Here is a 19028-nt window from a genome sequence, read left to right on the forward strand (position 1 = left end):
CGTGTGAGAGCGATAATCTCATTGCATCATGAATGAAAGAGCCTCTCCCGTTCTCTGATGGAATGGGAGAGGCTCTCTATTGCAACCGGTGAAGGGAAACGTTTACGACAGGAGCATGCGGTCGTTGGCAAGCTCGCCGCCCGAGACCTCCTCGAACTTCTTCAGAAGGTCTGCGACCTTGAGCTTTGCCTTCTCTTCGCCGCGTACATCGTAGATGATCTGGCCTTCATGCATCATGATGAGACGGTTGCCGAGCCTGATGGCATCGTGCATGTTGTGTGTCACCATGAGGGTCGTAAGGCCGTTCTCGTCGACAAGCTTCTGCGTGAGCGAGAGGACCTTGGCAGCCGTCTTCGGGTCGAGGGCTGCCGTATGCTCGTCGAGCAGGAGCAGCTTCGGCTTCTTGAGGACTGCCATGAGAAGCGTCAGCGCCTGGCGCTGGCCACCAGAAAGCAGTCCCACCTTCGAGGTCATGCGCGTCTCAAGGCCGAGGTCGAGTTCCTTCAGGCGGTCGACATAGCTTTCGCGCTCGGACTTGCCGATGCCCCAGGCAAGGCCGCGGTGCTGGCCCCTGCGTGCAGCAAGGGCAAGATTCTCGTCGATCTGCATGTCAGCTGCTGTGCCGCGCATGGGGTCCTGGAAGACGCGTCCCAGATCGGCTGCACGCTTGTATTCGGGCAGGCGCGAGACATCCTGTCCGTCGAGCTCGATCGTGCCGCCATCAGGCGGGAAGACGCCTGCGACGATGTTCAGGAGCGTCGATTTGCCGGCGCCATTGCCGCCGATGACCGTGACGAAATCGCCGTCTGCAAGATCGAGGTTCACGCCGCGCAGAGCCGGCTTCTCGTTCACCGTGCCCTTGTTGAAGGTCTTTGTGACATTCGTGAGCTTGAGCATCAGCGCTCGCCTCCCTTCGAGTAGGAGAGACGCTGCTGCCTGCGCTCCAGGATGACGGGGATGACAAGGGCAAGGGCGACGATGATGGCAGAGAAGAGCTTCATATCGTTTGCGTCCATGCCCATCTGGAGGACGATGGCACGGATCAGGAAGTAGACGACAGAGCCGACGACCGCGGAAGTGAGGCGGCTGCCAAAGGCCTGGAGCTTGCCCGGGGTGAGACGGCCGAGCACCTCGCCGATCACGATGGCAGCAAGGCCGATAACGATGGCACCAGTGCCCATGTTGATGTCAGCGTACTTCTGGCTCTGGCAGACAAGAGCGCCAGAAAGACCGACAAGGCCGTTCGAAATCATGAGGGCAAGAAGCTTCGTCACACGCACATCGATGCCGAGCGCGCGGCACATATGCTCATTCTGGCCCGTGGCGCGGAGGGCAGAGCCAATCTCGGTGCCGAAGAACCAGTACAGAAGCACGATGCAGAGCACGGCGACCAGGATGCCGATGATGAAGGATGCGACGCTCTGGGAGACACCCAGAAGCGAAGCAAGACGGGTGAAGACAGTGTCGACATTTAGGAGCGGAACATTGGACTTGCCCATGATGCGCAGGTTGATGGACCAGAGTGCAATCTGAGTAAGGATTCCTGCAAGGATGGCAGGGATATCGAAGACCGTATGGAGCAGGCCGGTGACAGCGCCTGCAATGACACCGGCAAGGGTGCCAAGAAGAATGGCGAGAAACGGATCGAGGCCAAGCGCGACCGATGCGGTCGCGGCGACGCAGCCGCCCAAGGCAAAGCTGCCGTCGACCGTAAGATCTGCGATGTCGAGCATCTTGTAGGTGATGAAGACGCCCAGGACCATGATGCCCCAGAGAATACCCTGGTAGACGGCCCCGGTAAGAGCAAGAAGCATTGAGCTTTCCTCCTTTTCCAAAAGCATGCCCGGCGAAAATGGGCCGGGCACAGAATAGAGCAGCGATACTGGACGGCAGGAAGGTCCTGCCAGAGCTCTGTCCTCTTACTGGATGACAGAGAGGTCGACGCCTATCGCCCTCGCGGTCTCTTCGTTCGTCGAGAGCGTGCATTCGCTGGCATCGAGCGTCTCGATCGGCATGTCAGCAGGCTTCGACTCGCCCTTCAGGATCTTCACGGCCATCTCGCCCGCCTTGTAGCCAAGCTTGTTGTAGTCAATGCCGTAGGTGGTAAGGCCGCCGTTGTCGACCATGCCCTTCTCGCCGCAGATGACGGGCAGCTTGTCCTCGTTGGCGACCATAGCGACCGTTGTCATTCCGGCAGCGATCGTGTTGTCTGTCGGAGCGTAGCAGGCATCGACCTTCCCGACCATGGACTCGACGACCTGCTGGATCTCGTTCGAGCTCGAGACCGAGTAGCGCGTGACCTCGAGGCTGCGCTTGGCTGCAGCTTCCTCTGCCATCTGCACCTGGACATCGGAGTTGGACTCGGCCGTGCAGTAGAGGACGCCAACCTTCTTGGCATCAGGAAGGAGCTGGACAAGCAGGTCGAACTGGTCATCGACCGGCGTGAGGTCGGAGGTACCGGTGACATTTCCGCCCGGGGCATCGTTCGAGGCGACGAGGCCGGAGGCGGCAAAGTCGGTGATAGCGGTGCCGACGATGGGGATTTCTGTCGTGGCGCCTGCCACTGCCTGGGCAGCAGGGGTGGCGATGGCAAGAATCAGGTCGTCGCCGTCGTTCACGAGCTTCTGCGCGATGGTCTGGCAGGCAGACTGGTCATTCTGGGCATTCTGCTGGTCGATCGTGTAGGAGATGCCCGAATCGTCGAGCGCCTGGACGAATCCCTTGTTTGCCTGGTCGAGCGCTTCATGCTCGGTGAGCTGCAGGACACCGATCTTGAACTTCTTTTCGCCGCTCGTACCGGAGCATGCGGCAAGGCCACCTACGGCCAAATATGCTGCAGCACCTCCGAACATTGCAAGTGCACCGCGACGCGTGATGTTTTTGGTCATGCTGACAGCCTCCTCATTGTCGGTGCGCTGCTTTCGGGCCAGAAGTATCCAAGCAGGACGTTCAGCCATCTTCTGCAACGCAAATTGATACTAAAAGCATCCTACTTTCATAAAAGATGTAAAAAGGCAATGGCATGCAAGTGATAACGAGTATTTAACCGCATGGATAAGGAATTGAGCAGCCAGCTTTCCGTCTAGAGCCCAAAGCATGGAAACGAAGGGCCGGCACCGCATTGTGCACCTCTCCCAGACCCGCCGCCCTGCCTTGACGGGCATTCAGGACAGCAGGCCTGGTGCCGAGGCTGACAGGACGCGCCTCATGCATGGGTGCGCCCCGTCCTTTCCAGCACCTCGTCGCTGGGGCTCACCTCTGCTCATGCGAAGCGCAGCGGGCACAGAGAAGGTCGAGGAACTCCTCTCTGATCGCATCGGCCGCAGCATCGTGGCGCACGAGATAGCCGACATTCATGATCTCAACGGTCTCGAGCGACACCGGAATGATGCCGCGGTCAGATGGATAGACTCCTGTTGCGATGTTGTAGCCATCATGCTCCGACAAGAGGCGCGCCAGAGATCCGTTGTCGCTGAGCGCGACATGGCTGTAGCAGGGAAGGTCGGCAGGCGGTTCCTCGGCGAGATCGGCCGACCCTTCCGTGCCCTGCAGATGGGCGAAGCGCGGCATGCCTGCCAGCTCTTCGGGCCTGATGCTTTCCTTCTGCGCGAGATCGCTGCCGGCGCGGACGAACACGTGCGGACGTGCGATGAACAGCGGCCTGAATTCAAGGCCATTCGATTCGATGGAGCGCCCTACGACATGCCTGTTGTAGTCATTCAGGTAGATGATGCCCGCCGAGCTCCTGTGGTCATGGACATCCTGGATCACCTGGATGGTGCTCGCTCGCTCAGGGTGAGATGGCAGGCACGTTCGGTGTGGGCATCGAGCAGGACGCCGAAGGCTTCGACGACGACTTCGTAATGCTGCGATGACACTGCAAAGCGCACCTCGGATTCGCCGCCCTCGGTGAAGCGTGACAGCACGAGATATGCCCGATCGACAATCTGGCGCGCGTAGCTTATTGCCTCGAGGCCCTCGTCGGTGGGACTGACGCCGCGGCTCGTGCGCTTGAAGATCGTGATTCCCAGCTCGCGCTCAGCGTGCCTGCAGTGCTTGGTGTGAGCACATCCATCTTTGTCCTTGTTGCCTGGATAGCACGCACCCGCAAGGCCCCGCTCGGAAAGCTGATACTGCTTGCGGTCTGCGTGGCGCTTGGCTGCATGAATGGTCTAGTGCTGATCGTCTGATAGCAGCTGCCGCAACGGATGCAACAAGAAGCATGACGGAACAGCAGATCAAGATCGCCCGCCCATGCACCCGTGATGCGTGGCTTTCATGAGCTGCTTAGATACGAGACCGGCCATGCAACAGCCGAGCATGTCAATTGCTGGAGCTTCGATCAAGCCGCACCATTTCTCTGAGTGCTTAGCAAGAAGGATGGCGGCAGATATAATCAAAGGCGAGACTGATGACTCTGAACAGGGGCTTTCGCCACACCCGTTCTGGAAGGACGGAGACACAGAAGCGGTCCCGCCAAGCGTCTTCTGGATGCATTGAACCAAGCAGCAGGACGGGCAAGCGATAAGGAATGCGAGCTATGGAGTTTCGGAAGATAAGGAAGAAGAGAAACGAGATCGGCATCGATGCTGCAAAGGATCTGCTGGCTCGTTCCAGACGGGGAGTTCTGGCTGTGAATGGTGACGACGGATATCCCTATGCCATTCCGATCAACTTCCTTTATGACGGAGAGCGCAATCAGATCATCTTTCATGGCGCAAAGGCAGGGCATAAGGTCGATTCCCTGAAGAGGAGCGACAAGGTATGCTTCACGGTCTTTGGCAACGAAACGATCAAGGACGAGCCATGGGCACCATATATGCAGAGCACGGTCATCTTCGGAAGATGCCATCTGATAGACAGCCCTGAAGAGAACATCAGGTACGTGAGACAGTTCGCAATGAAATACTATCCCGATCCTGCTCTGGTGGAAGAAGAGATCGTGCGCTCGGGGCGCGCTGTGCAGATGTTCGTGATCGATATCGAGCATATGAGCGGCAAGGAAGTCCAGGAACGGTAGAGAAGGGCAGCGCGAACCCCCCAAGCCATGATCTTTTCGCTGCAGGACATGTCCTGCAAACCTTTACGTCAATGACGCGTCATCACATGCAGGAATGCCTCGTTGAGCATTTGTTCAATCTGCGTGCCCTATGCAGGCAGTTCCTGCATGCAAATGTGCAGCTGCTACAGCGACGCTATGAAGCGCATCTGCCCCGCGCGCCCGGCTTCATCCCATTTGAAGACGCCGGCATCCTCGAGCACATGCGAGAAGACTTCGCCGACAGCATCTTTCACGATGGCCTGGATGTTGTCTTCTGCAAGCTCCGGATGCGTCTGGGCAAGCCCTCTTGCCCAGACGGCATGGGCGGAAGCGAGCTCATCCTGCCTGAGCTCTTCGAGGGAGGCACCCTTGAGGAGGAGCTCCTCAGTGCGCTTGAGCTCGGGCACGAGGCGGGGAGGGAGGATGGCCAGACCCATGACCTCGATGAGGCCGATGTTCTCGCGCTTGATATGGTGCCACTGCTCATGCGGATGGAAGACGCCGAGCGGATGGTCCTTCGAGGTGATATTGCACCTGAGAGCGAGGTAGGCCTCATAGGTGCCGTCATGCTTCCTGACGATAGGCGTGACCGTATTGTGGGCGCCATTCTCGTCGTGGGCGATGATGCCGAGATCGGGGTCGCTCCAGGCTCTCCAGCATGTGATGATGTGCTCTGCTGCATCGAGGATCTGGCTCCGGTTCTGGGAAGTGAGCCTCAGGACCGAGAGCGGCCACTTGAGGACTTCGCCCTTGATGTTGGGATATCCTGGGACCTCGAATGTCTCTGCCGTCTCTGCCTTCATCATCGCGAATTCATGCCTGCCGCCCTGGTAGTGGTCATGCGAGAGGATGGAGCCACCGACGATAGGCAGGTCGGCATTCGAGCCGATGAAGTAGTGGGGGAAGAGGTCCACGAAATCGAGCAGGCAGGAAAGCGACGCCCTGTCCACATGCATCGGGCGGTGGTGCGCGCTCATAGCGATGCAGTGCTCGTTGAAGTAGGCATAAGGGGAGTACTGAAAGCCCCACCGCTCGTGCCCGAGCTCGATCGGGATGATGCGGAGATTCTGGCGCGCTGGATGGGCGCCGAAGGCATCGGACGCAGGACGGCCCGCATATCCTTCGTTCTCGATGCAGAGCTGGCAGGCAGGATATTTCTCGCCTGCAGGCGCCTTGCCGGCTGCTGCAATCTCTCTGGGGTCCTTTTCCGGCTTCGAGAGATTGATCGTGATCTCGAGAGGACCGTAGGCGCTCTCATATGTCCAGCAGATGTTTCTGGCAATGGCTGACCTGCGCACATAGCCGGCATCGCAGCAGAGGCTGTAGAACCAGTCTGTTGCGGCCTGGGCGCCCTTGGTGCTTCTCTGATCAGCGAACTTCTTTACTATCTCAGACGGCCTTGGCATGAGGAGCCCCATGATCTCCATTGCGATGCGGTCGCGTCCCGAGGCAGTATTCTCCTCCTTGCCGGCAGCAATCGCATGCTCGGCAAGATCTGCCAGGAGCTTGTCGGGGACGTCAGATGACGCAGCAGGGGAGACAGCAGGATCTTCTGCATTCTCGGCCAGTGTCCATGCATCTTGAGGTCCAGGGCCGGTGTGTCCTATGGCAGAAAGCACGCTGTTGTATGCCCAGATGCGGTCTTCCCAGGCTAGCAGGCCGTGCACGGCTGCATAGTCGCAGATGGCTTCGATCTCTGCTGCAATGTCTTCAGCTACTCCCATGATGCAAAAGCACCCCTTTCTGCAATGTGATAGCGGCGCGTGGCATCCTTGCCGAGCCAGGCGTCCATCCTCTCCTGGAACTGGCCTGCTTCTGCAAGCGGGACGAAGCACTGGATCGTGCCGCCGAAGCCGCCGCCGTGGATCCGGCAAGCGCCTTTGCCTTCTAGAAGGCGCTCGGCAAGTGCAAGCGCAACCATTGCCGGCTGCTCGGCATTGCCTGTCGTCACATTCTGGAGATACATGGCAGAGCTCTTGCCCGACGCGCGCGTGAGTGCCAGGAACTCTTCGATATTGCCTTCCTGGAGTGCCTGCCACCTCTTCTGAACGAGCCGGTCCTCGTTCCAGTAATGGAGGGCACGGAGCACCGGCCTGTCGCCGAGCTTCTTCCTGAGCTCCGGCACCGCATCAAGGAACTTCTTCTCGTCCACATCGGCGAGACGGACCTTGCCGAAGGTGCGGGCCACTTCCTGCATCTCTTCGGGGATGGCGGCATAGGCGTCGGTCAGGTCCTCATGGCTCGCTCCGACCTTTGCCAAGATCAGGGCGTATCCTGCATCCTCGAAGTCATAGACAAGCTTCTCTGCCTTGGGATTCTCCTTATCGAAGAAATCGATGAAGGCAAGGCCGCCGAGACAGACCGAAGCCTGGTCCATGAGGCCACAGGGCTTGCCGAAATAGACGTTCTCGACTTTCTGGCACATGCGGGCAAGCTCGAGCGCATCGTAGCTCTTTCCGTCCCAAAACGCTTCCATGGCACGGCCGAGCGCCGCTTCGATGGCAGCGGAGGAGGAAAGCCCGCCACCCACGGGAATCGTGCTCGTAAGGGCGATATCGAAGCCGGAGGGCACCCTGCCATCCTCAGCCATGGATGCCGCCATGCCACGCACAAGCGCAGCCGTCGTATTCTTCTCGTCTTCGCGGATCGAGAGGTCGGAGGCATCGACCGTGACGAGAGGGTAGCCATCGCTTGCAAGGCGGATCAGCGTGCCTTCTGTCTTTCTGGCTACGGCGTCGATTGCGACATCGAGGGCGCCCGCAATGACATGGCCACCCTCATGATCGGTGTGATTGCCGGCGATCTCGGAGCGTCCTGGTGCATGCACCTGAAGCAATTTGGCTCCCTTTTCTGGCTCGCCGAATGCTTCGTCGAAGACTTCGTGCGCCCGCATCTGTCCTTCCGTCATCTTTGAGGATTCCATCTTGTGCTCTCCTTGTCTTGTCTGTCCAACATGCGGCAGCCTATCGCTGCGCATACGTGCCAAGCATCCAGGCAATGCCTATTTCGTAAGGCCTCTCTGGCGTGCAGACGGGCTGGGGCCACGACGGGTGATGTACGCAATCGGGGAAGTACTCAGCCTCGGCCGCAAAGCCAGCGCCTGCTACGTAGCTCGTCCCATCTTTCCCCTCCGGATCATCGAGCCAGTTTCCGGGATAGAGCTGGATGCCGGGAGTCGTCACAGAGATGTCGAGCGTACGTCCGGACTTCGGATCATGAGCTGAAAGGGCATGCCTGAGCTTGCCATCAGGCTCCCAGCCCCTTGCGCAGAAGCAGTGGTCGATGCCATGCCCCCGCTCGAGCTGAACCGATGCCTGACCGAGATCTTGGCCCAATGCCTTGGGAGTCCTGAAGTCGAAAGGAGTGCCTGCCACGGGCAGGATGCGTCCATCCGGCACATGGTCGCCTGCTATCGGCAGGAAGCTGTCTGCATCGATTGCGACAACCGTATCGAGGGCAGAACCTGAAGCATGGCCCGCGAGATTGAAATACGTGTGGTTCGTCACGTTCACGAACGTCTCTTTGTCGCTCTCGCACCGGTAGCGTATGTCGACTCTATAGCCATCCTGCTCTTCTACCCGAGAGAATGTTGCGGTGAAGCGGCGGTTGCCCGGAAGGCCAAGCTCTCCGTCTGCCAGATTGCAGGCAAGCGTCAGAGAATCATCCGACTCATCTTCGATGCGTTCCCAGAGCCTCTTGTGGAGGCCTTTCGTCAGGCTCGAGTGGAGGTTGTTTGCGTTGTCAGGCCCATCATTCCTCTCGAGTGCATATGGCTGCGAGCCAATCGTAAGCTCGGCGCCGCGGGTCCTGTTCGCGACAGGTCCGATTGTCGCGCCGTAGCAGGCGGGGTCATTGAGGTAGCCTTCAAGCCCGGAGAAGCCGAGCACGATATCATCCACGTTCCCGTCCCTGTCCGGAACGGAAAGGCCCAGTACCGTTGCGCCGAAATCGGTGACGGTCAGGGCAGCTTTGCCTGCTGGAATCGTATATTTCATGGCGCAGCTGCCATCTGGCAGCATGCCGAACATCGAGCTCTCGACCATATGCATCCTCCCTGCTTCCGCTACAATGTTAACGTACGCATTGCTCAATTGCAGCGAGATTCTTGGCTCTGTGCTACTGTTTTCGCCAATGGAACCAAATGGCAGGGGAGCGGCAGGAGGGATTCGCGTGACGAAGAGAGAGCAGATGCACCGTCCGGTATCGGCAGCGGATGTCGCTCGTGCCGCGGGCGTATCCCAGCAGACTGTCTCCCGCGTCGTGAACCGGCAGCCCAATGTGAGCGAGAAGACGCGCCTCGCTGTGACACGTGCGATGGAGGAGCTCGGGTTCCGCCCCAACTTTGCCGGGCGCTCGCTCAGGAGCGGCCGCTACCATTCGGTGGGCCTCACGATCTACAACATCACGCAGTACGGCAATCTCTCGACGCTTGACGGTATCGCCACTGCTGCACGTGAGCATGGGTATGCCATAACGATGGAAGAGGAACGTGACGACAGCCCTGTCTCGCTCGAAGCGACAACGAGGCGCATGCTTGCCCTTCCTGTCGATGCGATGATCGTCAGCATGAGCATCAAGGCAGAGGACTTCGATGTCTTCCGTCCGGCACAGGGCTTGGGCTGCGTGCTTCTGACCATGTATCCGCACCCCGGCTGCACGTCAATAGATTCTGACCAGTATGGCTGCTCCCGCCTTGTTATGAATCATCTCCTTTCCCATGGACACAGAGAGATCCGCTTCGTTGCCGGCCCCTCATATTCGGTCGACTCCACATTCCGCGAAAAGGGCTGGCGAGATGCGCTGGAAGAGCAGGGGATTGAAGCAGTGGAGCCCCTTGCCGGTGACTGGACCGCAGACAGCGGCTACGAGGCAGGTGCCGCGCTTGCGACAGACGCGTCAATGACCGCCGTCTATGCAGCAAACGATCAGATGGCCTTGGGCGTCATTGCCGCGCTCGAGGATGCCGGAAGGCAGGTGCCGGAAGACGTGAGCGTCGTGGGCGTCGATGATTCCCTTGGCGGCACCGTACCCAGAAACCGCCTTACGACGGTGCGCTTCGATATGTTCCAGCGCGGCACCCGCGCCTTCGAGGAAGCGCTCAAGGCAGGGGAGCCGGGCTACGAGGTCCAGGACATCCGCATTCCCGGCACTCTCATCGAGCGCTCCACGGTACGGGACATCCGATAGCCGAAGCCGCTCTCGGGTACAATTCATTCGTCAAACGTATTGGAAGGAACCTTCCGTGTTCATTGCATTGTTCTCTACGGTCTTCGGGCTGTGGCTCGTCGGCTGCATCATCGCCTTCTTCTTCAAGCTCGTCTGGTGGACCTTTGCCTTCGCCTTCAAGGCACTCGGCTGGCTCATACTTGCCTGCATCGTGCTGGCTCTTCTGAGCGTACCCTTCATAGCCGCTGTCATCGCCTGTGCAGCGCTCCTCGCAGGCCTTGCACACGCGGGTGCCCATTAGGATGCCTTCGCAGGAAGGCGTCTCCTTCATCCTCTATGCAGGTGACACCCCCGTGGAGGTCACGAAGCGCCATGTCAGGAATCTCAATCTGCGTGTAACCCGTGAGGGACGCTGTGTCATGTCGATCCCGCTTCGCTGCTCCCGTGCTTTTGCCCAGTCCTTCCTGGATGAGCGCCAGGCATGGATAGAGGAGAAGATGGCGGCATCCAGGAGAAGGATCTCTGCCATATCCGCCGAGCGCTACCTTTCCGGCTCCCACACGATGCTCTGGGGCGAGCCCTGCACCGTAATGCTCGAGGAAGTCCAATCAAGCAGGCAATCCGTCTCCTTCGATCTGGATAAGAAGACCGTGACGCTCAGACTCGGCCGCACGGCGCTCGAAGACAGCGATGAGGGGTGCCAGATTCGGCATGATGCCATCCGTGAAGTGCGCAGGCTTGCTCTCGAGACGCGGCTTCCCGAGCTGGCAGAGCAGGCCGAAGTACGCGTCGGAGCAGCAGCTTCCGGCTGGCATGTACGGGACATGAAGACGCGGTGGGGCTCCTGCTCGACCGGCACAGGCCAGATCAGGCTCGCCTCGGCACTCTCCGCCTATCCCATATTCTGTGCCGAAGCTGTGGCCTGCCACGAAGCATGCCATCTGATCGTTCCCAACCACAGCGCTGCATTCTATCGGGAGCTCACCCGCGCCTATCCTGACTGGCAGCACGCACGGCAATACCTCAAGCAGGCGCCACGCCCCATCTGACAAAGGCCATTTCCGTTTCTTGTACGTTGCGCCTCTTCCATAAGCGGCTATATGCTGCCATTCTGGAAACATAAACGCCGATGGAGGGAGGCAGCGTGGCAGAGCTTGGCACAGAAGAGCTCAAGAGGCTCTTTGCCGAGGACCATTTCGCGAGCGATGCCTGCGGCTGCAGGATCGAAGAGGCACGTCCTGGATATGCCCGCGTGAGCTTCGAAATCGAGAGGCGCCACAGGAACCAGAGGAACGAAGTAATGGGCGGTGCCATCTTCACGCTCGGCGACTTCGCAATAGCCGTCGCTTCGAATGCCACGGGCACGGCCCATGTGGCAGTGAGCTGCTCGATCGATTTCCTGACGACCGTAAAGGGCACCCGCCTCATCGCAGAAGCCAGAACGGAGCGTGACGGGCGCCACCTTGCCTTCTATTCTGCCAAGATCACAGATGAGCTTGGCACCTACGTGGCACGCATGAGCTCGACCGGCTTTGCCGTCGGAGAGATTCCCGAAGATGTTCTCGCACGCATATCGGGCACAACGGATACTAAGGAGAGATAGCCATGAAGAAAGATACCGCGGTCCTCGTGATCGATGTCCTCGTTTCCGGAGCAGACGACACGCTCTACAAGCAGGACCCCGCAGAAGCGGCTCTCGTAAAGAAGGCCGCTGCGGTCGTCGATGCTGCACGTGCAGCAGAGCTTCCCGTCATCTTCCTCTGCGACCAGCATATCAAGGGCGTGGACAGAGAGCTCGAGCTCTGGGGAGACCATGGCATAAAGGGCGATGCACGTCCGAATCCAGAGTTCGAGGCAGGTTCTGGCGCACTTGACTTCATCATCCCCAAGAGGCGCTATTCGGGATTCTTCGGAACCGACCTCGATCTGACGCTCAGGGAGCTCGGAGTCACCAAGCTCATTGCCGTCGGCGAGGACACGAACATCTGCGTCCTCCACACGCTTGCCGACGCCTGGAACCTGGGCTATGCGACGGAAGTCGTCACCGACGCAACGAGGACCTTCCTTGTCGGGACGCAGGAAGGGGCGCTCGAGCATATGCAGAAGTGCTTCGGCACGAAGCCTGTCACGGCAGATGAAGCAATGGAAGAGCTTGCGTAAGTACTGAACAGGAAATCACGAACAGGGGGAGTCTGCATCAGCAGGCTCCCTTTTTGCACTTTCATGACTCAATCAGGTACCAATTTTCAGATACCTCAGAAAAATATTGAAGAAATTTGTTCAAGTTGTGTACTTCTTTTGTACAATACTGAAATTGCTGTGTTGGGAAAGCAACAGACGGGAGAGGGTCTGTATGGACAAGAACCAGCGTATCTGCATCGTAGGTGGCGGTCCCGCAGGAACATCGATGGCAATGTATCTGCAGAAGCAGGGATTCCATAACTACACGATCTATGAGAAGTCGGGACGTGTCGGCGGCAAGGCATTCTCGCCGAAGATGGAAGTCACGACAAAGGACGGCAAGAAGGAGCAGCGCACCATCGAGATGGGTGCTGTCATGGGCTGCGATACCTACTTCGCCGTGCATGAGTGCGAGGAGTTCGGCGGAGCCACGCATGCCGATGGCCCGGCCATGGGACGCCGCTTCACGAATACCGATGGCACCCCGATCAAGCAGTCGAAGCTTGCTCTTCTCAAGAAGGTCATGAAGATGCGCAAGCTCTCGAAGCTCCTTGCCACGAAGTACAAGGGCTACGACGTGAATGGACACCGTGGAGTCGCCCAGGGCCGCTATGAGGGCCTCTGCCCTTCGCCCGAGCTCAAGCTTGCCCACATCGAGGGAGAGAATCCGAACCTCAAGGACCTCTCGATGCCGTTCTCGGAGTTCCTGAAGCTCAACCACTGCGAGGATGCAGAGCTCGTCTGGAAGGGCCCCTTCACGTCCTTCGGCTATGGCTACTTCGACGAGATACCTGCAGCCTATGTGCTCAAGTATCTCGATGCCTTCACGGTGAAGCAGTTCCTGTCCACCGGCAAGCTTTGGACCTGGAAGAACGGCACCGAGTCCATCTGGCAGGGCGTGAACAGCCATCTCGAGCATCCGGCAGTCCTCAATACCGAGGTCACCGGCATCAAGCGCGAGGACGGCAAGGTCACGGTCACGCTGAACGGCAAGCAGGAGGAAGTCTTCGACAAGCTCATCATCTGCACGCCGCTCGAGATGTTCCTCGGATACGGCGACCCGACCGCAGAAGAGACCGAACTCTTCTCCAAGATCCAGAACAAGGAATACTTCACGATGGCAGTGAGGACAGAAGACGAGAAGTCGCCTGACATCTCCTACTACTATTTCGCGAACATGACGCCTGAGACCCGCGGACATCTCATGGTCTTCTATCACCGCTGGCCGGACTGCGGCCCCCAGCCGCTCGTCACCTTCACGCTCAGGAACCATGAGGGCATGAAGGACGTGCCGTTCGAAGAGGCCCGCGACACGACGCTTGCCGACATGGCAAAATCGGGCCTTCCTGTCGTCAAGACCGAGCGCATCGATGACTGGTACTACTTCCCGCATGTGTCCTGCAAGGACTATGCTGACGGCTGGTACGACAAGGTCGAGGCGCTCCAGGGCGAGAAGAATACCTACTTCGCTGGCGAGGTCATGGCATTCGGCGACATGGAGGAGACTGTCGAGTACTCCAAGGACCTCGTGCGCCGCTTCTTCACTGATTAGACAAGGCTTGGGTCACATGGAAGAAATCAAGATCATCGAGCTCAAGGAGAGCGTCTTTGCCGACAATGATGCCGAGGCAGAGAAGCTCCGCCAGAGCCTCAAGAAGAGGGGCACCTTCCTCATCAATGTGATGAGCTCGCCTGGTGCCGGAAAGACTTCGACGCTCAAGGCCCTCATCCCGAAGCTCGCCCAGAACCACTCCGTTTCCGTCATGGAAGCAGACATCGACGGTGCCATCGACGCCGACGAGATCCAGGAAGAGACAGGTGCCCATGCCGTGCAGCTCCACACGGGCGGCATGTGCCACCTCGATGCCGGCATGACTGAGCAGGGAATCGATTCTCTCGGGGACATGCCTTCTGACATCGTCTTCCTCGAGAACGTGGGCAACCTCGTCTGCCCGGCAGAGTTCGATACCGGTGCAGCCATCAATGCTGTGATCCTTTCTGTTCCTGAGGGAGACGACAAGCCGCTCAAGTACCCGCTCATGTTCGAGAAGGCAGACGTCGTGATCCTCAACAAGTGCGACGTCCTGCCGTACTTCGACTTCGACCTCGATACGTTCAGGAAGTATCTGAGGGACCGGAACGACAGCTGCGACCTCATCCAGATCTCCGCCAAGACAGGAGACGGCACAGATGAGCTTGCTGCCTGGATTGAGCGCACCTACGAAGCATGGAGGGCCTAAGCCATGTCTGAACAGTTCGAATCCCCTCGCTCCATCTACCAGAACGAGGCGGAGCGCAATGCGGCCGTGGCCAAGCTCGGCCGCAAGATCACGGACGTCGTGAAGCACAAGATCACCGGCGTCTCCACCAATGATGCCGAGTACTGGGGCCTCAAGGAGGTCCTGACCGACGAGATGGTCGAGCTCGGCAACAAGATGAAGGTCAGGAAGTTCTACGAGTTCGAGGACCTCATGAAGCTCGAACCGAACATGGAGCCGGTCCATCTGCAGAAGCTCCTGGACGACATGTCCGTCATCGGCATCCTCGAGTATGACTACGGCGACCACTACGACGACAACGGCCCCATCAAGGATGCACCGCACACGAAGCGCTGGAGGCTTCCATACTTCGTGCCAGGCTCTGCCGAGCTCTTCAATTCGACGAAGGACCGCATCGACAAGAATCCTGCCGTCGCTTCATTCTTCGAGCGCATGACGTTCGTGCCTCTGGCCGGCATCACCGAGATGGTTCCACCCGGAGGAGACGGAATCGGCATGCATGTCATCCCCGTCGAGGAGGCTGTGAATTTCCAGAACGAGGCCATCGACAAGGAGCGCATCTCCTACTGGCTCAAGAAGTATGAGGGACACATCTCTGCCGGCATGTGCTCCTGCCGCTACTCGCGCACGAAGCTCGGCGAGGGCTGCGCTGACGACCCCGAAGACTGGTGCATCCAGGTTGGCGATATGGCTGACTACACGGTCGAGACGCACCGTGCCCACTACATCACGTCCGATGAGGCGCTCGAGATCATCCAGAAGGCAGAGGACAACGGCTTCGTCCACCAGATCACGAACATCGACGGCGAGACGAAGATCTTCGACATCTGCAACTGCGATGTGAAGATCTGCAATGCCCTGCGCACGAGCATGCTCTTCAATACGCCGAACCTGTCCCGCTCTGCCTATACGGCAAAGGTCACGCCGGAGAACTGCGTTGCCTGCGGCCTCTGTGTCGAGTCCTGCCCGGCAGGAGCCGTGAAGCTCGGCCAGAAGATCTGCAAGAAGGATGGCACGCTCCCGAAGTATCCGAAGTCCATCCTGCCTGATGCCATCCACTGGGGCAAGTATGCCTGGGACGAGAACTACCGCGATACGGCCCGCATGCACAATACGTGGCCGACGGGCTCCTCTCCCTGCAAGGCGGCCTGCCCGGCACACGTGCCTGTCCAGGCCTATCTCAGGAAGGCGCGCGAGGGCAAGTACCAGGAAGCAGTCGGCCTCATCAAGACGCAGAACCCGTTCCCGGCTGTCTGCGGCAGGATCTGCAACAAGCGCTGCGAGGATGCCTGCACAAGGGGCACGATCGATGCACCGGTCTCCATCGACGAGGTCAAGAAGTTCGTCGCCGACTTCGACCTTGCCCAGGAGAAGCAGTTTGCTGCAAAAAAGGCCGTGCCTTCCGTCGAGGGACACTTCGACGAGAAGATCGCAATCATCGGTGCCGGCCCTGCAGGCCTGAGCTGTGCCTACTACCTGGCCCTCCTCGGCTATAAGCCAACCGTCTTCGAGAAGCATGAGCTTCCTGGCGGCATGATGCAGTACGGCATCCCGACCTACAAGCTCGAGAAGGATGTCATCCAGAAGGAGATCGACCTCATCAGGGATCAGGGCGTCGAGATCCGCTGCGGCGTCGAGATCGGCAAGGACGTCACCCTTGAAGACCTCAAGAAGCAGGGCTATCAGGCCTTCTATATCGCAATCGGCTGCCAGGGCGGACGTCGCCCGGGTGTCGCAAACGATACCGCAGAAGGCACCGATATCGCTGTCCATTATCTGCAGAAGTCCATGGCTGAGGGCAACCCGGCAATGTCGGGCAAGGTTGTCGTGATCGGCGGCGGCAATGTCGCTGTCGACTGCGCGAGGAATGCTGCACGCCGTGGCGCCGACGAGGTCCATATGGTCTCGCTCGAGGCCAGGGATGAGATGCCTGCCTCCGAGGATGAGATCCAGGAGACGCTTGCCGATCATGTCTTAGTCGAGTGCGGCTGGGGACCCAAGGAGGTCCTCGTCGATGCAGCAGGGCATGTCGCGGGCATCGTCCTCAAGAAGTGCACGCGCACGATCGATCCTGAGACCCACCGCTTCTCGCCGCTCTACGACGAGTCCGAGACACGCACGATCGAGTGCGACAAGATCGTCTTTGCTATCGGCCAGGCCATCGATTGGGGCAAGCTGCTTGATGGCACGAAGGTCGAGTTCCACCACGGCAACTATCCGGTTGCTGACGAGCTCACGTTCCAGACGGCTGAGCCTTCGATCTTCGTCGGCGGCGACGTCTACACGGGCCCGAAGTTCGTGATTGACGCAATCGCCGAAGGACACCATGCTGCAGAGTCGCTCCACCGCTTCGTGCATGAGAATGCATCGATGACAATAGGCAGGGACAGGCACGACTACCAGCCCTTCGATAAGGACGACCTCTCCTTCGGCTCCTATGACACCTACCAGCGCCAGGAGCCGGTCGCAAAGCCGGAGGGCAAAGACCGCTTCCGCGATGTCTCCGGCAAGCTTACGCCTGAGCAGGTCGAGCGCGAGTGCTCTCGCTGCCTTGGCTGCGGTGCCTCGGTCGTCGATCCGAACAAGTGCATCGGCTGCGGCATCTGCACGACGCGCTGCCAGTTCGATGCCATCCACCTCTATCGCGACCATCCTGAGATGAGCTCGATGAGGAAGGCAGAGGACAAGGTCGGAGGCCTTGCTGCCTACCAGCTGAAGCGCATGGTCAAGATCGTCGCAAACTCGGGCTCCGAGGAAGCGAAGATCATGCGCGCGAAGCGCAAGGAGTACGAGCGCACGCACGGCAAGGATTGGCAAGCAGCCCATCCGAACACCGGCAATGCGGTCGAAGAGGAAAAGCACTAGCACAAATCTCGGTGCGCCTGGACGTCTGCAATCCAGGCGCACCTTCCAGGAAGGAATCCGCCCATGCATGAGCTCGGCATCGTCGTCCATGTGATCGATATGGTCGAGAAGGCGGCCGAGGAGAACCATGTGCACAAGGTCATGAAGCTCGACCTCGAGGTGGGGGAGGTCTCGACGATCGTTCCCGACTACTTCCGCGACTGCTACCAGTGGGCCATCAAGAAGACCCGCTATATGCAGGAGTGCGAGCTCAACCTCATCGTCGTCGAAGGAAAGTCGTACTGCCAGGACTGCAGGAAGACCTACCGCACGACAGAATATGGCAAGGCATGTCCCTACTGCGGCGGCTACCATACCTACCTCGTAAGCGGCCGCGATGTGATGATCCGGGATATCCAGGCTGTCTGACAGGCATCTGCATATGATTCTGTGGCCCTCCGGTCTCAAGCAGCCGGAGGGCCTTTTCCATGCGTGCAGAATCCCGCATCTCGGATAGGATAGAGGCAGGCAATTCCTAGGTCTCCTATTTGAGGAGGAAGGCCATGTCCATACGTTTCCGCAAGAGCATCAAGCTCGGTCCGGCATTCCGCATCAATATCTCGAAATCGGGACTCTCGTTCTCGGCCCATGTGCCCGGCATGAAGGGCCTCTCGGTCAGCACCGGACAGAAGGGCACCTATCTCAACGCCGGACTGCCTGGCACAGGTCTCTCGTCACGCACGAAGCTCTCCGACAAAGGCGTCGGCGTGAACTTCAAGGACGTCGTGAAGAAGATCCAGGGCGGAAGCGCAGAAGGGGAGTGCGAAGAGAGGGAATCGCGGAAGCTGCCTGAGCGTGACGTTGCATCGGCAGAGACGCACGAGGTGCCGCATCCTCTCAGAGAGGTGCTTGCTCCCTATCTGGACCTCTACCGCACAGCTCCTTCCGTGGGACCGCTCGATGAGGCAGTGCCGCTTTCAGAAGAGCCTGTCGAGGCATCCTGCGAGAAGATCCTGAAGGACGTGCAAGTGCCCTATCTCTTCTCTGCCTCCTATGAGTTCGATGCGGAAGCGAGCACGCTTCTGCTCGATGTGGATCTGCCAGAGATCGAGGATATTCCCGACGAGGAAGAGAGCCTGACCTCCACGGGCAAGCTGACAGAGCACCGGATTCCTGCAGCCGAAGTGCATGAGAACTATGTGCGCTGCATAGAGAGCCTTGCCCTCTATCTGGCTGCATCGATCTTTGCGGCTAATGCTTCGCTTCCTGGCATAATACTTTCCGGCTATACGCAGCGCCGGAACAAGGCAGGGGAGCTCGAGGATGCCTATGTGCTCTCGGTGCGCTTTATACGCGGGAGCTTCGTTGGGGAGAGCCTAGCCGAGACGGACAATCCCGAAGCATTCCTGCTTGGCTTCGAGAACCGCATCGCGAAGACGAAGACCGGGCTCCTCAAGAAGATCGTTCCGTACGGGAGCCTCCACGAAGAGAAGAAGAGCTGAGAGGAAGGATCTGCC

Annotated in this window: 20 protein-coding genes; 12 read left to right on the top strand and 8 right to left on the bottom strand. The window is 59.0% G+C overall.

The window, feature by feature from the left end; genetic code table 11:
• Positions 1 to 102 precede the first annotated feature (102 nt).
• The 5 genes from VXJ24_RS00740 to VXJ24_RS00760 form a co-directional block, all read right to left on the bottom strand.
• Positions 103 to 897: an ABC transporter ATP-binding protein gene (locus VXJ24_RS00740; RefSeq protein ID WP_330971006.1), complete on the bottom strand. Its 795-nt coding sequence runs from the start codon at positions 895 to 897 to the stop codon at positions 103 to 105.
• Positions 897 to 1814, bottom strand: a complete 918-nt coding sequence (locus tag VXJ24_RS00745; protein WP_330971007.1) for an ABC transporter permease — start codon at positions 1812 to 1814, stop codon at positions 897 to 899. Before VXJ24_RS00745 ends, VXJ24_RS00740 begins: the two co-directional genes overlap by 1 nt.
• Before the next feature lie 105 nt (positions 1815 to 1919).
• Positions 1920 to 2888, bottom strand: coding sequence for an ABC transporter substrate-binding protein (locus VXJ24_RS00750; RefSeq protein ID WP_330971008.1), 969 nt, complete (start codon positions 2886 to 2888; stop codon positions 1920 to 1922).
• 364 nt (positions 2889 to 3252) lie between these two features.
• Entirely contained in the window at positions 3253 to 3771 is a 519-nt protein-coding gene (locus tag VXJ24_RS00755; protein ID WP_330971009.1) for a type 2 periplasmic-binding domain-containing protein, read from the bottom strand.
• Positions 3768 to 3926: a hypothetical protein gene (locus VXJ24_RS00760; RefSeq protein ID WP_330971010.1), complete on the bottom strand. Its 159-nt coding sequence runs from the start codon at positions 3924 to 3926 to the stop codon at positions 3768 to 3770. The genes VXJ24_RS00755 and VXJ24_RS00760 overlap by 4 nt, the downstream gene beginning before the upstream one ends.
• Positions 3927 to 4061: 135 nt before the next feature.
• On the opposite strand from VXJ24_RS00760, the gene VXJ24_RS00765 reads away from it, so the two are divergent.
• Complete coding sequence (locus VXJ24_RS00765) at positions 4062 to 4190, top strand: hypothetical protein (protein ID WP_330971011.1); 129 nt, start codon at positions 4062 to 4064, stop codon at positions 4188 to 4190.
• 350 nt (positions 4191 to 4540) lie between these two features.
• Positions 4541 to 5020, top strand: coding sequence for a pyridoxamine 5'-phosphate oxidase family protein (locus tag VXJ24_RS00770; protein WP_330971012.1), 480 nt, complete (start codon positions 4541 to 4543; stop codon positions 5018 to 5020).
• 164 nt (positions 5021 to 5184) lie between these two features.
• On the opposite strand, the gene VXJ24_RS00775 is transcribed toward VXJ24_RS00770, so the two are convergent.
• The 3 genes from VXJ24_RS00775 to VXJ24_RS00785 are packed head-to-tail and all read right to left on the bottom strand — an operon-like array spanning position 5185 to position 9084.
• Positions 5185 to 6765, bottom strand: coding sequence for a UDP-glucose--hexose-1-phosphate uridylyltransferase (locus VXJ24_RS00775; protein ID WP_330971013.1), 1581 nt, complete (start codon positions 6763 to 6765; stop codon positions 5185 to 5187).
• Complete coding sequence (locus tag VXJ24_RS00780; protein ID WP_330971014.1) at positions 6756 to 7964, bottom strand: galactokinase; 1209 nt, start codon at positions 7962 to 7964, stop codon at positions 6756 to 6758. Before VXJ24_RS00780 ends, VXJ24_RS00775 begins: the two co-directional genes overlap by 10 nt.
• A gap of 40 nt (positions 7965 to 8004) precedes the next feature.
• Complete coding sequence (locus tag VXJ24_RS00785) at positions 8005 to 9084, bottom strand: aldose epimerase family protein (RefSeq protein WP_330971015.1); 1080 nt, start codon at positions 9082 to 9084, stop codon at positions 8005 to 8007.
• Positions 9085 to 9211: 127 nt separating this feature from the next.
• Here VXJ24_RS00785 and VXJ24_RS00790 point away from each other — a divergent pair, with 127 nt between their 5' ends.
• The 10 genes from VXJ24_RS00790 to VXJ24_RS00835 all read left to right on the top strand — a co-directional run bounded on the left by VXJ24_RS00790 (position 9212) and on the right by VXJ24_RS00835 (position 19013).
• A complete protein-coding gene (locus VXJ24_RS00790) occupies positions 9212 to 10228 on the top strand; it encodes a LacI family DNA-binding transcriptional regulator (RefSeq protein ID WP_430623801.1) in 1017 nt (338 codons plus the stop codon).
• Positions 10229 to 10283: 55 nt separating this feature from the next.
• The gene (locus tag VXJ24_RS00795) at positions 10284 to 10508 is read left to right on the top strand and encodes a hypothetical protein (protein ID WP_330971016.1); all 225 of its coding nucleotides are present in this window, start codon (positions 10284 to 10286) and stop codon (positions 10506 to 10508) included.
• A gap of 1 nt (position 10509) precedes the next feature.
• The gene (locus VXJ24_RS00800; RefSeq protein ID WP_330971017.1) at positions 10510 to 11256 is read left to right on the top strand and encodes a M48 family metallopeptidase; all 747 of its coding nucleotides are present in this window, start codon (positions 10510 to 10512) and stop codon (positions 11254 to 11256) included.
• Between the two features lie 95 nt (positions 11257 to 11351).
• On the top strand, positions 11352 to 11810 hold the full coding sequence (locus VXJ24_RS00805) for a PaaI family thioesterase (protein WP_330971018.1): 459 nt from the start codon (positions 11352 to 11354) through the stop codon (positions 11808 to 11810).
• A 2-nt stretch (positions 11811 to 11812) separates the two neighbouring features.
• Positions 11813 to 12367: a cysteine hydrolase family protein gene (locus tag VXJ24_RS00810; RefSeq protein WP_330971019.1), complete on the top strand. Its 555-nt coding sequence runs from the start codon at positions 11813 to 11815 to the stop codon at positions 12365 to 12367.
• Between the two features lie 193 nt (positions 12368 to 12560).
• On the top strand, positions 12561 to 13940 hold the full coding sequence (locus VXJ24_RS00815) for an FAD-dependent oxidoreductase (RefSeq protein ID WP_330971020.1): 1380 nt from the start codon (positions 12561 to 12563) through the stop codon (positions 13938 to 13940).
• A gap of 16 nt (positions 13941 to 13956) precedes the next feature.
• Positions 13957 to 14628 carry a hydrogenase nickel incorporation protein HypB gene (gene hypB, locus VXJ24_RS00820; protein WP_330971021.1) on the top strand — a complete coding sequence of 224 codons (672 nt, stop codon included), beginning with the start codon at positions 13957 to 13959 and terminating at the stop codon, positions 14626 to 14628.
• A gap of 3 nt (positions 14629 to 14631) precedes the next feature.
• A complete protein-coding gene (locus VXJ24_RS00825) occupies positions 14632 to 17532 on the top strand; it encodes an FAD-dependent oxidoreductase (protein WP_330971022.1) in 2901 nt (966 codons plus the stop codon).
• 63 nt (positions 17533 to 17595) lie between these two features.
• Positions 17596 to 17940, top strand: a complete 345-nt coding sequence (locus tag VXJ24_RS00830; RefSeq protein ID WP_330971023.1) for a hydrogenase maturation nickel metallochaperone HypA/HybF — start codon at positions 17596 to 17598, stop codon at positions 17938 to 17940.
• Positions 17941 to 18074: 134 nt separating this feature from the next.
• The gene (locus VXJ24_RS00835; RefSeq protein ID WP_330971024.1) at positions 18075 to 19013 is read left to right on the top strand and encodes a DUF4236 domain-containing protein; all 939 of its coding nucleotides are present in this window, start codon (positions 18075 to 18077) and stop codon (positions 19011 to 19013) included.
• The last annotated feature ends 15 nt before the right edge of the window (positions 19014 to 19028 follow it).

Origin of the sequence: Olsenella kribbiana, from assembly GCF_036408795.1 — a bacterium.
GTDB lineage: Bacteria > Actinomycetota > Coriobacteriia > Coriobacteriales > Atopobiaceae > Olsenella_L > Olsenella_L kribbiana.

Excerpts from the sequence above, each read along its gene's own strand:
- VXJ24_RS00740 (WP_330971006.1), bottom strand. The coding sequence starts at position 897 with ATGCTCAAGCTCACGAATGTCACAAAGACCTTCAACAAGGGCACGGTG.
- VXJ24_RS00745 (WP_330971007.1), bottom strand. The coding sequence starts at position 1,814 with ATGCTTCTTGCTCTTACCGGGGCCGTCTACCAGGGTATTCTCTGGGGC.
- VXJ24_RS00750 (WP_330971008.1), bottom strand. The coding sequence starts at position 2,888 with ATGACCAAAAACATCACGCGTCGCGGTGCACTTGCAATGTTCGGAGGT.
- VXJ24_RS00770 (WP_330971012.1), top strand. The coding sequence starts at position 4,541 with ATGGAGTTTCGGAAGATAAGGAAGAAGAGAAACGAGATCGGCATCGAT.
- VXJ24_RS00775 (WP_330971013.1), bottom strand. The coding sequence starts at position 6,765 with ATGGGAGTAGCTGAAGACATTGCAGCAGAGATCGAAGCCATCTGCGAC.
- VXJ24_RS00780 (WP_330971014.1), bottom strand. The coding sequence starts at position 7,964 with ATGGAATCCTCAAAGATGACGGAAGGACAGATGCGGGCGCACGAAGTC.
- VXJ24_RS00785 (WP_330971015.1), bottom strand. The coding sequence starts at position 9,084 with ATGGTCGAGAGCTCGATGTTCGGCATGCTGCCAGATGGCAGCTGCGCC.
- VXJ24_RS00800 (WP_330971017.1), top strand. The coding sequence starts at position 10,510 with ATGCCTTCGCAGGAAGGCGTCTCCTTCATCCTCTATGCAGGTGACACC.
- VXJ24_RS00810 (WP_330971019.1), top strand. The coding sequence starts at position 11,813 with ATGAAGAAAGATACCGCGGTCCTCGTGATCGATGTCCTCGTTTCCGGA.
- VXJ24_RS00815 (WP_330971020.1), top strand. The coding sequence starts at position 12,561 with ATGGACAAGAACCAGCGTATCTGCATCGTAGGTGGCGGTCCCGCAGGA.
- hypB (WP_330971021.1), top strand. The coding sequence starts at position 13,957 with ATGGAAGAAATCAAGATCATCGAGCTCAAGGAGAGCGTCTTTGCCGAC.
- VXJ24_RS00825 (WP_330971022.1), top strand. The coding sequence starts at position 14,632 with ATGTCTGAACAGTTCGAATCCCCTCGCTCCATCTACCAGAACGAGGCG.
- VXJ24_RS00830 (WP_330971023.1), top strand. The coding sequence starts at position 17,596 with ATGCATGAGCTCGGCATCGTCGTCCATGTGATCGATATGGTCGAGAAG.
- VXJ24_RS00835 (WP_330971024.1), top strand. The coding sequence starts at position 18,075 with ATGTCCATACGTTTCCGCAAGAGCATCAAGCTCGGTCCGGCATTCCGC.